13 protein-coding genes and 1 rRNA gene are annotated in these 14,577 nt (G+C 67.2%); 6 read left to right on the top strand and 8 right to left on the bottom strand.

The window, feature by feature from the left end; translation table 11 throughout:
* Positions 1 to 14: 14 nt before the first annotated feature.
* Positions 15 to 575 (bottom strand): hypothetical protein, encoded by a 561-nt coding sequence (locus ACWDXS_RS27465; protein WP_449969947.1) that lies wholly within the window; start codon positions 573 to 575, stop codon positions 15 to 17.
* 225 nt (positions 576 to 800) lie between these two features.
* Positions 801 to 1,643 (bottom strand): DUF72 domain-containing protein, encoded by an 843-nt coding sequence (locus ACWDXS_RS27470; RefSeq protein ID WP_449969950.1) that lies wholly within the window; start codon positions 1,641 to 1,643, stop codon positions 801 to 803.
* Between the two features lie 167 nt (positions 1,644 to 1,810).
* On the opposite strand from ACWDXS_RS27470, the gene ACWDXS_RS27475 reads away from it, so the two are divergent.
* The 5 genes from ACWDXS_RS27475 to ACWDXS_RS27495 all read left to right on the top strand — a co-directional run bounded on the left by ACWDXS_RS27475 (position 1,811) and on the right by ACWDXS_RS27495 (position 6,763).
* Positions 1,811 to 3,031: an MFS transporter gene (locus ACWDXS_RS27475; protein WP_378639341.1), complete on the top strand. Its 1,221-nt coding sequence runs from the start codon at positions 1,811 to 1,813 to the stop codon at positions 3,029 to 3,031.
* Positions 3,032 to 3,112: 81 nt separating this feature from the next.
* Complete coding sequence (locus ACWDXS_RS27480) at positions 3,113 to 3,307, top strand: hypothetical protein (RefSeq protein ID WP_378994757.1); 195 nt, start codon at positions 3,113 to 3,115, stop codon at positions 3,305 to 3,307.
* Positions 3,308 to 3,397: 90 nt separating this feature from the next.
* Entirely contained in the window at positions 3,398 to 3,940 is a 543-nt protein-coding gene (locus ACWDXS_RS27485) for a YceI family protein (protein WP_378994759.1), read from the top strand.
* Between the two features lie 25 nt (positions 3,941 to 3,965).
* Positions 3,966 to 5,174, top strand: a complete 1,209-nt coding sequence (locus ACWDXS_RS27490) for a L,D-transpeptidase (protein WP_449969955.1) — start codon at positions 3,966 to 3,968, stop codon at positions 5,172 to 5,174.
* A complete protein-coding gene (locus ACWDXS_RS27495; RefSeq protein ID WP_449969958.1) occupies positions 5,171 to 6,763 on the top strand; it encodes an LCP family protein in 1,593 nt (530 codons plus the stop codon). The genes ACWDXS_RS27490 and ACWDXS_RS27495 overlap by 4 nt, the downstream gene beginning before the upstream one ends.
* 90 nt (positions 6,764 to 6,853) lie before the next feature.
* Here ACWDXS_RS27495 and fadD32 read toward each other — a convergent pair whose 3' ends face one another.
* A complete protein-coding gene (gene fadD32, locus ACWDXS_RS27500; protein WP_378994775.1) occupies positions 6,854 to 8,734 on the bottom strand; it encodes a long-chain-fatty-acid--AMP ligase FadD32 in 1,881 nt (626 codons plus the stop codon).
* A gap of 58 nt (positions 8,735 to 8,792) precedes the next feature.
* Positions 8,793 to 10,040, bottom strand: coding sequence for a KasA/KasB family beta-ketoacyl-ACP synthase (locus ACWDXS_RS27505; RefSeq protein ID WP_378994777.1), 1,248 nt, complete (start codon positions 10,038 to 10,040; stop codon positions 8,793 to 8,795).
* 201 nt (positions 10,041 to 10,241) lie between these two features.
* Between ACWDXS_RS27505 and ACWDXS_RS27510 the strand changes: the two genes are divergently transcribed.
* Positions 10,242 to 11,234 carry an acyl-ACP desaturase gene (locus ACWDXS_RS27510; RefSeq protein ID WP_379314937.1) on the top strand — a complete coding sequence of 331 codons (993 nt, stop codon included), beginning with the start codon at positions 10,242 to 10,244 and terminating at the stop codon, positions 11,232 to 11,234.
* A 19-nt stretch (positions 11,235 to 11,253) separates the two neighbouring features.
* Here the strand turns inward: ACWDXS_RS27510 and ACWDXS_RS27515 are convergent, their stop codons facing one another.
* From ACWDXS_RS27515 to rrf, 4 genes are all read right to left on the bottom strand, one after another.
* Positions 11,254 to 12,546 carry a diguanylate cyclase domain-containing protein gene (locus ACWDXS_RS27515; RefSeq protein WP_387445360.1) on the bottom strand — a complete coding sequence of 431 codons (1,293 nt, stop codon included), beginning with the start codon at positions 12,544 to 12,546 and terminating at the stop codon, positions 11,254 to 11,256.
* A gap of 36 nt (positions 12,547 to 12,582) precedes the next feature.
* Positions 12,583 to 13,392 (bottom strand): SAM-dependent methyltransferase, encoded by an 810-nt coding sequence (locus ACWDXS_RS27520; RefSeq protein ID WP_379317210.1) that lies wholly within the window; start codon positions 13,390 to 13,392, stop codon positions 12,583 to 12,585.
* Between the two features lie 140 nt (positions 13,393 to 13,532).
* The gene (locus ACWDXS_RS27525; RefSeq protein WP_378994771.1) at positions 13,533 to 14,150 is read right to left on the bottom strand and encodes a YdcF family protein; all 618 of its coding nucleotides are present in this window, start codon (positions 14,148 to 14,150) and stop codon (positions 13,533 to 13,535) included.
* Between the two features lie 163 nt (positions 14,151 to 14,313).
* Positions 14,314 to 14,430 (bottom strand): 5S ribosomal RNA (rrf, locus tag ACWDXS_RS27530).
* Positions 14,431 to 14,577 lie beyond the last annotated feature (147 nt).

The following is a 14,577-nucleotide window of genomic DNA, read 5'->3' on the forward strand; positions in this document are numbered from 1 at the left end:
GCCGAAATAGCCTCTCACCAGCGCATCATCGGTAAAGGTGAGAACGGATGGATGAGCGCGCGCCGGACTGTCAGCTCCACCAGCTTGAGATGGAAGCCGCTGTCCGGGTACCGCCGCATCAGTGCGGAGTAGGCCGCGTATGGCAGTCCGTAGCGGCGCGCACCGAACGTCACGTCGATCAGATCGGCCCGCCGGAACAGCTCCACCGGATCGGTCGCGGCGCCCGCCGGGCGCACACGATGGTGGTCGCGGATCATCTCGGCGACGAGCTCGGCGATGTCCTCCCGGTCGTGCGTGATCAGCCAGTCGCCCGCCAGCGCGCACGACGGTTCGAGATAGTCGAAGGTGCACGCCGCCCAGATGCCGAGATCGTGGAAGGTCGCCGCGGTGCGGAACTCCTCCCGCGCGCTCGGCGGCGGCCCCGGCTCGCCGCTGCGAGCGAACAGGAGATCGGCTGAGCGCAATACCCGCAGCACATGATGGAAATAGGCCTTGCGGTCGGCGCCGAGCCGGGCGGTCCACGGTTCGAGTCGTTCGGCGATCGCCTGGTCGAGTTCGCTTGTGTGCTCGGTCAATTCGTCACTCCGAAGTAGATCTCACGGGCGTGTGCGAACCCCCCGGCACCCCCGAACCAACCCTAGGTGTCCACGATGGGCGCCGCTCGGCGAAACGGAGTTTCTCTCGAACAGCCCGGGCTCTGCGGATCGGGTGTCGGTCAACCTTCATGCCAACGTCGGCATGAAGCGACAACGCTCGATAAGAGCAGCCTCTGAGAACCTGGCCGGATTCCGGACATCCGCTCAGAACAGCGTCATCGGCTCGTCGGACTCGGGTGTCGGCTGGGCGGGCAGGTCGGGGACGATCGCGCGGACCTCATCGTGGAAACGGCGTGCCAGGCCACGGGCCGCGGCATTGTCGGGCGTGTGCACGAAGACCGTCGGCGAGCGACCTTCGCGCAGCCAACCCGCGACCGTCTCCACCCACGGCTGCCAGCCCGCGACGGTGCGGTCGGTGTCGGCGCGCCCGTGGTAGCGCACGATCGGGTACTCGGTGAGCGCCCGCGTCCGGCGCGGAACGCGAGGCTTCTTCGCCCGTGCCTCGAATTCGGAGGGGTCACCCGGTGGCCCGTCGAACAGGACCGTCGTGTCGAACGGCACCCATTCGGCCCCGATCCGCCCGAGCACCCGTTCCAGCTGCACCGCGGCCCGCTCGTCGTCGAAGAACGCTGGATGACGCACTTCCACCGCGCAGCGCAGTCCACCGGGCAACTCGCGCTGGAAGCGCGCGAGGGCGCCGAGATCGGTCGGGCCGAACGAGGCGGGCAACTGGATCCACAACGCGTGCACCCGCGGCCCGAGCGGTGCCATCACGTCGAGGAACGCCCCGAGTTCGGCGCCCGCGTCGACGAGCCGGCGCTCGTGCGTCACCGCCCTCGGCGGCTTGAGCACGAACCGGAAATCGGGCGCAGTCTGTCGCGCCCATGACTCGACGGTGGACGCGGACGGCGTCGCGTAGAACGTGGTGTTGCCCTCGACCGCACCGCAGTGCCCGGCGTAGGCACGCAGGCGCTCCCCCGGCGCGGGCAACCGCTGCTGCCACTGCGGATGCGTCCACATCGCACACCCCATCCGCAGCTCACGCACAGGCCGACGGTAATACAGCGACCGGCCGCCCCTAAAATGAGACCGGTTGCCACCAGTTCGCCCTGTGCGCGGGCGGCGGGAGTAGCGGTGTCCGGCCGAGCAGATCGGCGACCGTACGACCGCCACATCCATGAATTCCGGTGCGCGCACAACGGAAAGGGCCTGTGATGGCGATTCTCACCACCGAGCGGCCCAGTGCTGTCTCCGTCACCCGCGCCTGGCTGGGCGTGTCCGCCGCCATGGTGGCGATCGCGTGGGGCGGCAACGAGTTCACGCCGCTGCTGGTGATGTACAAAGCCCACGGCCTTGCGCTGACCGCGGTCGACCTGCTGCTGTTCTACTACGTCCTTGGCATCGTGCCCGCCCTGCTCATCGGCGGCCCACTGTCCGACCGGTTCGGCCGCCGCCCCTTGATGCTGCCCGCCCCACTGATCGCCGCGGCCGGTTCGCTGTTGCTCGCGGTGGGCGCGGCCTCGGTGCCGATGCTGGCGGCCGGGCGGATGCTGTGCGGTGTCGCGCTCGGACTGGCGATGGCGGTCGGCGGCAGCTGGCTCAAGGAACTGTCGCAACCTCCCTTCGCCGCCGCTGCCACAGGCAAGGGGGCCCGGCGATCCGCGATGAGCCTGACCGCCGGGTTCGCCCTCGGCGCGGGTGTGGCGGGAACCCTCGCGCAGTGGGGTCCGCTGCCCGATTCGACCGCCTATCTCGTCAATGCGGCGCTCTGCGTCGCGACCGCGTTCTGGGTGGCTCGAACACCGGAAACCGTGACCCGCCGAGCGAATCCGGGCAGGCTGCGCGACGACTTGAAGATCCCCGCCGCCGGGCACCGGCGATTCCTGCGGGTGGCGGTGCCGATCGCCCTGTGGCTGTTCACCGCCAACGCCACCGCCTACGCGGTCCTGCCGACGCTGATGCTGCCGCGCGTGCAGCAGGCCCCGATCGCCTTCTCCGCCCTGGTCACCATGGTGACGCTCGGCTGCGGATTCACCATCCAATCGGTGGCGCGACGCATCGACCGCCCTGGCACCGCGCGCGCGGCGGTGGTCGCGCTCGTGCTGCTCACCACCGGCATGGTTCTGGCGGCGTGGACGGCGGCCACTTTGAGCATCTGGGTGACGCTGCTGACCGCCGTGGTGCTCGGCAGCGGTTACGGCATCGGCCTCGTCGCAGGGCTGCAGCAGATCGAACGTCTCGCGGGCCCCGGCGACCTCGCGGGCTTGAACGCGGTCTTCTACTCGGTGAGCTACCTCGGCTTCGGCGTGCCCGCGGTCCTGTCGTCCCTGCACAGCGGCCTCGGTTTCGGCTACCCCGCCATGTATCTGGTCACCGCCGCGATCGCCGCCGGTTGCCTCGCGCTCGTCGCCGCGAACTACCGCGAACGGATCTGAGCGCAACCCTGTCCCGCTGAAGCCGTCGCCCGCGCATCGGCCGACCCCGACGATCCGCGACCGCGCGTTACGGTGGATCGAGTGAGCACCGACCCCGTCGAAACCCTTCTCCGCTGGCAGGATTCCGGCGCGGTCTGGCGGGTCGTCAGCCGCCGACCCGACTCCGTGACCATCGCCCTCTACGAGTGCACCGGCGGGCAGGAAGCAGACCGCTTCACCTCCACCGATCCCGCGCTCCTGCGGTTTCTCGGCGAACGCGCCACCAGCGAGGACTGACCCGCCCGCGGTGAACGGGGTTACGCTGGTTGGCGCTATCGCTTCACGCCCGTCGGCCCACACGGCCGGATCGCCAAGTGAGGAGAGACCATGTCGGCCCCTACCGGACTACCCGCTGGAACCTGGGTCATCGACCCGGCGCATTCCACGCTCCAGTTCTCCGTGCGCCATCTGATGGTGAGCAAAGTGCGCGGCCGATTCACCGATTTCGCGGGCACGCTCGTGGTTCATCCCGACGGCTCCGCCGATGCCGATGTCGAGATGAAGGTGGCTTCGGTCACCACCGACAACGCGCAACGAGACGGGCACTTGGCCAGCGCCGACTTCTTCGACGTCGCCAACCACCCGATCGCCACCTTCAAGGCCACCGGTTTCACGGCGCGCAGCACCGAGTTCTCCGTCACCGGCGACTTCACCATCCGCGGCAACACCCACCCGGTGACCCTCGAGGTCGAATTCCTCGGCACCGGCCCCGGGATGGCCGACGCCCCGGTCGCCGGTTTCTCCGCGACCGCCACCATCAACCGCCGCGATTTCGGCCTCACCACCGACATCCCGATGGCCGACGGCGGCGCCGTGATCGGCGACAAGATCAACCTCTCGCTCGACGTCGAGGTCGGCCTGCAGAGCTGAGCGGCACCGAGCACAGGAGGGGCGCATGTCAGGACGACGTTTCCGAGCCGGCCTAGCCGCCGGACTCCTGGTGCTGGTCGCGGCCTGCGGCGGCTCACCCACCGAATCCGGGACCGAATCCGCCGCCCCACCGGCCCCGGCGATCTCGGTCGCGCCGGAAGACGGCGCGACCGAGATCGATCCGCTGGGCCCGGTGCGTGTGAGTACCAGCGACGGGCAGCTCACCGCGGTCACGATGACCAACGAGCAGGGCGGCACGGTCGACGGCATCCTCACCCCCGACCAGTCGGCATGGAAACCGTCGGAACCACTGGGCTACGGCCACACCTACACGGTCACGGCCGAGGCGGTCACCGTCACCGGCCGGGTCGGGCCGATCACCTCGTCGTTCACCACGCTGGCGCCGAACAACCAGACCAAGGTCTATTTCCGAACCACGGGCGGCACGGAACTCTCCTCGTCGGGCACTTTCGGCGTCGGCACCGTCGTTGTCGCGCACTTCGACGAGGACGTGCCCGATCGCGCGACGGCCGAGAAGCACCTGTCGGTCACCACCGATCCGCCCGTCACCGGCTCCTGGTACTGGCTCGACAACCGCAACGCCCACTGGCGGCCCGCGAACTACTACACGCCCGGCACGAAAGTGACGCTCACCGCCGACATCTACGGCAAGGATCTCGGCGGTGGCCTCTACGGCCAGGAAGACACGAAGACCAGCTTCACCATCGGCCCCTCGCACGTCTCGATCGTCGACGACAACGACAAGCAGGTGCAGGTGTACGAGAACGGCACGCTGATCAAGACGATGCCCACCTCGCTGGGCATGGGCGGTAGCCAGACCGTCGCGGGCAAGACCATCACCTTCTGGACCCAGCCCGGGGTGTACACCGTGATGGACAAAGCCAATCCGGTGATCATGGACTCCTCCACCTACGGCCTGCCGGTGAACTCCCGGCTCGGCTACAAGGAATCCATCGGCTGGGCGACCAGGATCAGCACCGACGGCATCTATTTGCACCAACTCGACGACACGATCTGGGCGCAGGGCAACACCAACGTCTCACATGGCTGCCTCAATCTCAGCGGCGAGAACGCGCGCTGGTTCTACAATTTCTCCCAACCCGGCGACGTGGTCGAGATCAGGAATACCGGCGGCGCCCCGCTCGAGGTGTGGCAGAACGGCGACTGGAGTGTGCCGTGGGAACAGTGGCAGGCAGGTAGCGCGCTGCGGTGAACGGGGACAACGACTTTCCGCCGCCGCCGCGCCGGGAGACAGCACGACGGGGACCACAGCGCGTCGGCAAGCACGCCGCCACCGACCCTCGCGCGCCACGGCGCGGCCGCGCTCGCCGAGCCGGGTTGATCATGGCCAGAATGCTCGTGGCCACCACCGCACTGGCCGTTCTCGCGGGCACCGGCCTGGCCTGGTCGGCCAAGCAGGACTTCGATTCCGGCTTCACCCATTCCACCGCACTCGGTGAGGACGCCCCGCGTTCCGGCGGCGGCGCCGTCAACATCCTGTTGATCGGCCTGGACACCCGCAAGGATCTCAACGGCAACGACCTGCCGAAAGAGGTGCTCGACCAGTTGCACGCCGGTGACGGCACCGAGGGCGGCTACAACGCGAATTCGCTGATCCTGCTGCACATTCCGGCCGACAAGAGCAAGGTCGTCGCCTTCTCCATCCCCCGCGACAACTATGTGCCGGTGACGGGAATCCCCGGCTACCAACAGATCAAGATCAAAGAGGCGTACGGCTTGAAAAAGGCCGCGGTGCAAGCGAAGTTGATCGACCAGGGCGAAAAGGATCCGGTGGTACTGGAGCGGCGCGGCCGGGAGGCCGGACGCGCGTCCATCGTTACCACCGTCCGCAATCTCGTCGGGGTTCCGATCGACCGGTTCGCCGAGATCTCCCTCGCGGGCTTCTATGACCTGGCCACCGCTGTCGGTGGGGTCGACGTGTGTCTCAACCACGCCGTCGACGACAGCGAGTTCTCCGGCGCGAGTTTCCCCGCGGGCAGGCAGCACCTCGATGGTTCACAAGCCCTGGCGTTCGTCCGCCAACGTCACGGACTGCTCAACGGCGACCTCGACCGCACCCATCGTCAACAGGCTTTCCTCACCTCGGTCGCCAAGTCGCTCAAGGACTCCGGAACGCTGACCAACCTGAGCCAACTCACGGAACTGATGGACGTGGCGCACCGTGACGTGGTGCTCTCCGACGGCTGGAACCTGTTCGACTTCGCCCGCGACATGGGCTCCGCCGGCTCGGTACCGGTCGAATTCCGCACGCTGCCGGTGGTGCGCTACGACGTGATCGACGGTCAGGACGTGAACATCGTCGACCCGGCCGCGATCAAACGGGAGGTGCGGGCGGCCTTCGGCCAGGAGGTGCCGGCGACCACGACCACGGCATCGCCCCTGACGAGCGTGGTCGATGTGCACAATGTGGGCACCGAGAAAGGGCAGGCGGCGGCGCTCTCGGCCGCGCTGACGAGCCGGGGCTACGGTGCGGGCCTGATCGGCAACGGTGATTCGAGCGACGGCCAGTACTCGGCCATCACCTACGGCCTCGGTGCCGCCGACGATGCGCGTGCGCTGGCGGAACTTCTCGGCGGGCTGCCGGTTTCCGCCTCGCCGTCGATCGAAGACGGGCGGATCAAGGTCGCGCTCGGCGCGGACTTCACGATGCCCACCGAGCTGAGCCCGACCACATCGACGACCACGCCCCCCACGACCACGACATCCGGCTCGATGCCGCTGCCCGACCAGGGAAAACCGTTGTCCACCAACATCGGCGACACCATTCCCTGCGTCAACTGAGCGACCTGCGCCGCGTCAGCCGGGCCCCGGAGCCGGACGCACAAGGCGGATATCGGTCGGCCACCGGAATGCCCAGTGGCCGACCGTCTCTCACTCCTCCGGTGCGTCCGGATAGGCCTGCTGCCGGTATCCACCGCGCAGCGTCCCGTCCAGATACGCGGCCTTGCAGGCCCGTCGGGCGATCTTCCCGCTCGACGTCCGCGGAATCGATCCCGCGGGCACCAGCAACAGGTCGCGCACCATCACCCCGTGCCTGCGGGCGATCGCCGCGCGCACCGCGTCCGTGATCGGGCCCGGCTCGAGTTTCGCCGCGCCCGTCCCTCTTTCGGCGACGATCACCAATTGCTCCGCCGCCGGATCGGACACCGTCCCGGCCTCAAGCACCGGTGCGGGCAACTGGCCCGCCTGCACCGAGAAGGCCGCGATGAAGCCGGGCCGCAGCGCCGTACTGGCCTCCTGCGCCGAGTATTCGAGATCCTGCGGGTAGTGGTTGCGCCCGTCCACGATCACCAGGTCCTTCACCCGGCCGGTGATGAACAGCTCGCCGTCGTGATAGGCGCCGTAGTCGCCGGTGCGCATCCACTTCGCGTCATCGGGCGCACCCTCGGCGCGACTACCGACCGGCATGCGCGCGACCACCCGATTGCGGAAGGTCTCCGCGGTCTCCTCTGCCCGGCCCCAGTACCCGATGCCCATATTGTCACCGTGCAGCCAGATCTCGCCGACCTCGCCGTCGCGACGCTCGATCCCGGTACCGGGATCGACGATCACCGCCCACTGTGACCGCGCCACGTGTCCGCACGACACCTGCGCCACCGCGTTCTCGGCGTGCTCGTCGCACTCCACCATCCGGCCGTCGTTCAACTGGCCGCGATCGACATAGACCACCCGCGCCTCGTCGTCACGCTTGGTCGCCGACACGAACAGCGTCGCCTCGGCCATCCCGTAGCACGGCTTGATCGCGGTCTTGGACAGCCCGTAGGGCGCGAACGCCTCGTTGAACTTGCGCATCGAGGCCACCGACACCGGCTCACTGCCGTTGATCAGACCGATCACGTTCGACAGGTCGAGCGATTCGTCTCCCTTGGGCAACCCGCGCATCGCCGCGTGTTCGAACGCGAAGTTCGGTGCCGCCGAATAGATTTCGGCGCCGTCCGCTTGCGCGGCCAGCTCCTTGATCCAGCGCGCGGGCCTGCGCACGAACGCGCTGGGCGACATGATGGTGATGAACTTGCCACCGATGGTCGGCAGGATCACCGTGAGCAGCCCCATGTCGTGGAACAGCGGCAGCCAGGTGACCCCGCGGGCGTTCTCGGTGATCCCGATGGCATCGATCATCTGCAGCAGGTTGGTCCCCACCGAGCGGTGGGTGATCTCGACACCGGCGGGCACCCTGGTGGACCCGGAGGTGTACTGCAGATACGCCACGCTGTCGATATTGATGTCGGGCCTGCGCCAGCGCGTGCCGACGGTGTCGGGAATCGCCTCGACCGCGATGATTCTGGGCCGTTGCGCCGCGGGCTGTTCGCGGAAGAAGTTGCGCACGCCGGCCGCCGCGCTACCGACGGTGAGTACCGCGGCCGGTTCGCAGTCGCCGAGTACGGCGTGCAGCCGGTCGCTGTGGCCCTGCTCCTCCGGATCGAACAGCGGCACAGCCACATTCCCCGCGTACACCGCCGCGAACAGCGCGACGACATAGTCGAGGCCCTGCGGCGCCAGCACCGCCACCCGGTCGCCGGGCTGGGTCACCTGCTGCAATCGCGCGGCCACCGCGCGCAGCCGCACGCCGAACTCACGCCAGGTCAGCTCCTGGTATTCCCCCTCACGTTCTGTCGAATAGTCGATGAAGCGATAGGCCAGGTCGTCCCCGTTGGCCTCGCTGTGTTTGTCGACGAAGTCGATCAGGGTCTGATCACCGGGAATCCGGATAGTCCCCAGTTCGTCTACATAGTCGTCGAAAGTCTCGCCGATCATTCCCAATCCTTTTCAACGCACATTGACTCCGAATCCGCCACCACAAGGCGAATCGTCAATACCGTCCGAACGAGATCGCCACGTTGTGACCGCCGAAACCGAAGGAGTTGTTCACCGCGTAATCGATGCGACCACGCCGCGCCTGACCCGACACCACGTCCAAATCGATTTCGGGGTCCTGATTGTCCAGATTCAGCGTGGGCGGCACGATGCCGTCGCGCACACTGAGCACCGTCAGCACCGATTCGAGCGCACCGACCGCGCCGATCGAATGCCCGAGAGCCGATTTCGGCGCGTACACCGACGCGTGCGAGCCGATCGCCTTCGCGATCGCATTGGCCTCGGCGGTGTCGCCGATCGGGGTCGCGGTGGCGTGGGCGTTGATGTGGGTGACGTCGGTGCGGCTGATCCCGCCGGTCTGCATCGCCCGCGTCATCGCCCGCGCGGCGCCGGTGCCCTCGGGATCCGGTGCGACGAGGTGGAATCCGTCGGAGGTGACGCCCGCGCCGAGCAGCCGGGCGTGAATCGTCGCGCCCCGCGCCTTCGCGTGCTCCTCGGTCTCGATCACCATCATCGCGCCCGCCTCGCCGAAGACGAACCCGTCACGGTCGGCGTCGAAGGGACGCGAGGCCGCCTTGGGATCGTCGTTGCGGGTGCTCATGGCTCGCATCTGCGTGAACGCCGCGATCGGCACCGCCTGAATGGAGCCCTCGACACCGCCGGTCACCACCATGTCGGCATCGCCCATCATGATCATCCGCCACGCGTTGGCGATCGCCTCCGAGCCCGACGAGCAGGCCGACACCGGAGTGGAAACCCCGGCCCGCGCACCCAATTCGAGGCCGACGCAGGCCGCGGGACCGTTGGGCATGATGGCCTGCACGGTCAACGGCGAGACCTTGCGGTAACCGCCGTTGCGCAGCCGATCACGGGCGTAGATCAGCGATTCCGCGCCGCCGAGGCCGGTACCGATCGAGACGCCGAGCCGGTCGCGGTCCACGACGGGGCTGCCCGCGTTGCGCCACACCTCGCGGCCGAGAACCACGGCCATCTGTTCGACGTAGGACAGTTTGCGCGCCTCTTCGCGGGTGAGCGAGAGGGTGGGCGACACCTTCAGGTGGCCGCCGATCCGCACCGGCAGTTCGAAATCGTCGATGAAGGAGTCTTCCAAGACGTCGATTCCGCTCTCGCCGTTGAGCAGACCTTTCCAGGTCGAGTCGACGTCGCCCGCGATCGACGTGGTCGCCGCCAGGCTCGTGACCACGATGTCCGTCATAATTTTTCGCTCACTCTCTCTAGCTATGCCACGACTGAACGGGAACCGCTGATGGAGCTGAACTGGTGGAGCGTATATGCACACGGCGCGACGCGCCCAAATTCCGAAACAGTGCGAAGGAACACCGTGTCGTTTCCAGGCGCGATGCGCCGGGTCTATTGTGACGACGGGCAACACTACCGGACCGACGCAACTCTCGCTTTTCACTAACCGGAAAGGGCAACGAGCGTGGCCAGGAACCTGACCCAACTGGAACTACTGATCGAGCTGGAACCCATCGCCGCGAGCAATGTCGACCGCCATCTATCGATGGCCAAGGACTGGCACCCGCACGATTATGTGCCGTGGGACCGTGGCCGCAACTTCGCGTCCATGGGCGGAATCGATTGGGACCCAGAACAATCCGCCCTCAGCGAACTCGCCAAGGCGGCCATGGTCACCAACCTGCTCACCGAGGACAACCTGCCCTCCTACCACCGTGAGATCGCCGAGAACTTCTCCAAGGACGGCGCCTGGGGCACCTGGGTGGGCCGCTGGACCGCCGAGGAGAACCGGCACGGAATCGTACTGCGCGACTACCTGGTGGTGACCCGCGGGGTCGACCCGGTCGCGCTCGAACAGGCCCGAATGATCCACATGACCAACGGATATTCGGCGATGGCCGTCGTGGACGACAAGGCGCCGGGCTTCGACATCCACGCCTCGACCGGCGCCGGATTCCTGTTCTCCGTGGCCTATGTGACCTTCCAGGAACTGGCCACCAGGGTGAGCCACCGCAACACCGGGCGGGTCTGCGACGACCCGATCGCCGACCGCATGCTTGCCCGCATCGCCGCCGACGAGAACCTGCACATGATCTTCTACCGCAACCTGTGCGCCGCCTCGCTCGACCTGGCCCCCGACCAGACCATCGAGGCGATCAACACCATCGTGCAGAACTTCCAGATGCCCGGCGCGGGCATGCCCGGCTGGCGACGCAACGGCGTGCTGATGGCCAAGCACGGCATCTACGATCTGCGCCAGCATCTCGAAGAGGTACTGATGCCGGTGCTGCGCAAGTGGAACATCTTCGAGCGCAATGACTTCGGGCCTCGAGGCGAGCGCGCTCGCGAGGATCTGGCAGCCTTCCTCGATCGGCTGGGCGGGGACGTTCTCCGCTTCGAGGAACAACGCGATCGTTCACTGGCGCGAGCGGCCGGGCGCGAGCGGCAATCGGTCTGATCGGTTCCGGCCCGGACCGCTACCGGGCCGGATCGCGGCGCGCGTCGTTCTTGTTGCGGTACATCGCCGCGTCGGCGGCGTGCACCAATTCGTCTACGGCGCCGGGCAATTGCTCGAAGAAGGCGGTGCCGATGCTGGCGCCCACGGCGAGCATGTGTCCGTCCACCTCGAGCGGCTCGGTGAGCGCGGACAGCAGCTCGCCGGCCAGTCGCGCCAATTGCGCTTCACCGGAGCATCTTTCGACCAGCACCAGGAACTCGTCACCGCCGATGCGGGCGGCGAGCGCCTTGTCCGGGCGCACCGCTTCGCGCATCCGGTCGGCCACGACTTCGAGCACACGATCTCCGATCGTGTGCCCCCACAGATCGTTGATCTCCTTGAACCCGTCGAGGTCCAGATAGCAGACCCCGATCGGCGGTTGCGCTTGCGCCAGTCGGTTGAACAGGTGCGGGCGGTTCGGGAGACCGGTGAGCGCGTCGTGATTGGCGTCGTGCCACAGGCGGTCGGCGAGCTGCTTGCGCTCGGTGACATCGACCGCGACGCCGATCAGGAACTCGATACCCCCATCGGTGCCGCGCACCGCCGACATCGACAGGTCGATCGCGGTCACCCGACCGTCGGCATGTAGATGCTCGGTCTCGGTCCGGAAGCTCTCGGATTCGCCGGCGACCATCAACTGGAGTTGTTCGAACGCGAAATTCAGGTTCTGCGGGCCCAGGATGTCGGCGACGGTCCGGCCCGGCATCGTCTCCGGGGTCTGGCCGAGCATATGGGCCATGATGGCGTTGCAGTTGATCACCTGGCCGGTCATATCGACGGTGCCGATGCCGACGAGCGCGCCGTCGAAGACCGCCTCGAAACGGGCTTCGGAGAGCGCCCGGCGGTTCTCCGCCTCCTGCGCCGCGGCGAGCACCGCGGCCAGCGTGGCCTCCTGCTCGGCCAGCGCGGCGGCCCGCAGCGCCGCGGTGAAGCCTGCCGCGAAGTCGGCGGCCAGGACGATCGCCCGGTCGCGGATCTGCGGTAGTGCGGGGTCGGCCGGGCCGTCGGCGACGAGCTCGACCAGATCGGCACAGATCACCGGCACCGAACGGCTCACCGCCGACGGGTCACGGTAGTTGGCGGCGACCAGCATCCGAGCCGCCCGTCGCGCGATGTCCGGGTCCTCCCCACCGCGTGCCGCGTCGATCAGACCGGTGCACAGGGCAGCCAGCATCTCTTCGATCTGCGAGCGGTTGAGGGTAGGAGCTACGACGCCATCGAGGGCATCCGCCCACCGCCGCGCCAGCTCCCACGACCCCACTGCTTCATCCACCTGTCATCGTCTATCGCACCCGCCATGTCAGGCGGTCTATTTCTTGATCGCGACACCGCCCATGCCGAGCGAGCGGCCCGGCTTCTCGTGCTGATCGCGCTCGGACTCGGGCCGCCACAACGGCAACTCGACAACGCCTGGCTCGACCGAATCCCATCCCTCGAACAACGCGACGATCTCATCCTTGGACCGGAAATGAATACCGACCTTGGACTGGTTCACCGAGTGCGTACCCAGTTTACCGGCGTCATCGGGCCGAAGCTCGGAGGTGAGATGTGAAATGGCTATAAAACTACCCGCTGCCACCACTTCGCGCAGCGCTGCCACCTTGCCGACCGGATCGTCCACATCGGGCACCAGATGCAGCACCGCGATCAGCAGCAGCCCCACAGGGGCGTCGAAGTCGATCAACCCTGTCTCGCGCACCGCGGCGACCAAGTCGACAGGTTTGCGTAGGTCGGCCTCGATCGCACCCGCGCGCTCGTTGCCCTGCAGAATGGTTCGCGAATGAGCGACGGCCACCGGGTCGATGTCGACGTAGAGCACCGTGGCCTCCGGGTCGAGCTCGTGCACGATCTCGTGCACGTTGCCCGCGGTGGGGATGCCCGATCCGACGTCGAGGAACTGCCGGATTCCGGCATCGAGCATGAAGCGGACCGCCCGGCGCAGAAACGCGCGATTACTCAGCGCCAACCGCGGCAGGTCTGGAACGAGCCCGGTAGCCATCTCCGCGGCGTCCCGGTCGACCGCGAAGTTGTGCGAGCCGCCGAGCAAAGCGTCGTACATCCGAGCCGGACTCGGATGCTGCATATCGACACCTTCGGGCGCCCATACCGGCCGTTCCATCGAATTCCCCTGTCTGCCATTACCGCACCGCACCCTCGCAACCCGCGATGACGCCTCCCGCATCGTAATCGGCGCCACCGACATCGGCGCGGCTATCCATTAGCGAAAGTCATGGCCTCGACCGATGGTGGTGCCGGGGCCTATTTTTCGGAGCCGTACGGCTGGGCCCACAGGGGGGCCACATCCGGGGTCATAGTGGCGACGACCGGGATACCGGCCGCCAGAAAATTGTCCAGCGCCCGGCGCATATGGTCGGCGGAGGTGATCAGGACAGCTTTGGTCACGCCGAGCGCTTCCATCATGCGCGCCGAGAACTCGGCATTCTGCACGGTGGAACCGGCTTCGGTTTCCGCGTGCAACCGGTTCCTGGCCACACCACGAACATTGAGCCAGTCGGCCATCACCTGTGCCTCGGTGACACCGTTGCGTGGGTTGCCGCCGGTCACGATCACCGGCGAAGCGGGCGACATAAAGGCCTGAATCAGCGCCGCGTGCAAGCGATTACCCAATTCGGGCCGCATCGTGCCATCGGGCAGCAGACCGTATCCGAGCACCACGATCGCCGTCTCGGGGCCGTAGGTGGCCGGCAGCACGATCCCGGCGAGGCCGGCGACCGACCCGACCGCGCCGATCAGTGGATCGGCGGATGGCGCGGCGGCACCGAGTGGCGCGGTCGCGACCGCGCCGACCAGTGCGGCAGGCAGCACCAGGACGGCCGCACAACGGCGCAGTGCCTGGTGAGTGAAGAGCCAGTTCATGGTGACCTCCCGAAGCGACGTCGCATCATCGTCGCTGACCGGAACCGCCGACATGCCCATTTCTGAAATGTTGATGGTTCGGACTGTTCGCCCCGGTCCGGGAGGTATCCTGGGAACGCAAAAAGGCCCTCCAACCGAAGTTGGAGGGCCTTTCGCAAAGATGTTCCGGCAGTGTCCTACTCTCCCACACCCTGTCGAGTGCAGTACCATCGGCGCAGGTGGCCTTAGCTTCCGGATTCGGAATGGGACCGGGCGTTTCCCCACCGCTATAACTACCGTAACTCTATGAAACCAGACAGCGCTCCCCACAAGGGGTTTGCTGCAGTGTCTGTTGTTTCAGAAACCGCACAGTGGACGCGTAACACCTTCGTAGTAAGCCCTCGGCCTATTAGTACCAGTCACCTACACCAGTTACCTGGCTTCCAAT

Source organism: Nocardia sp. NPDC003183, assembly GCF_053590715.1.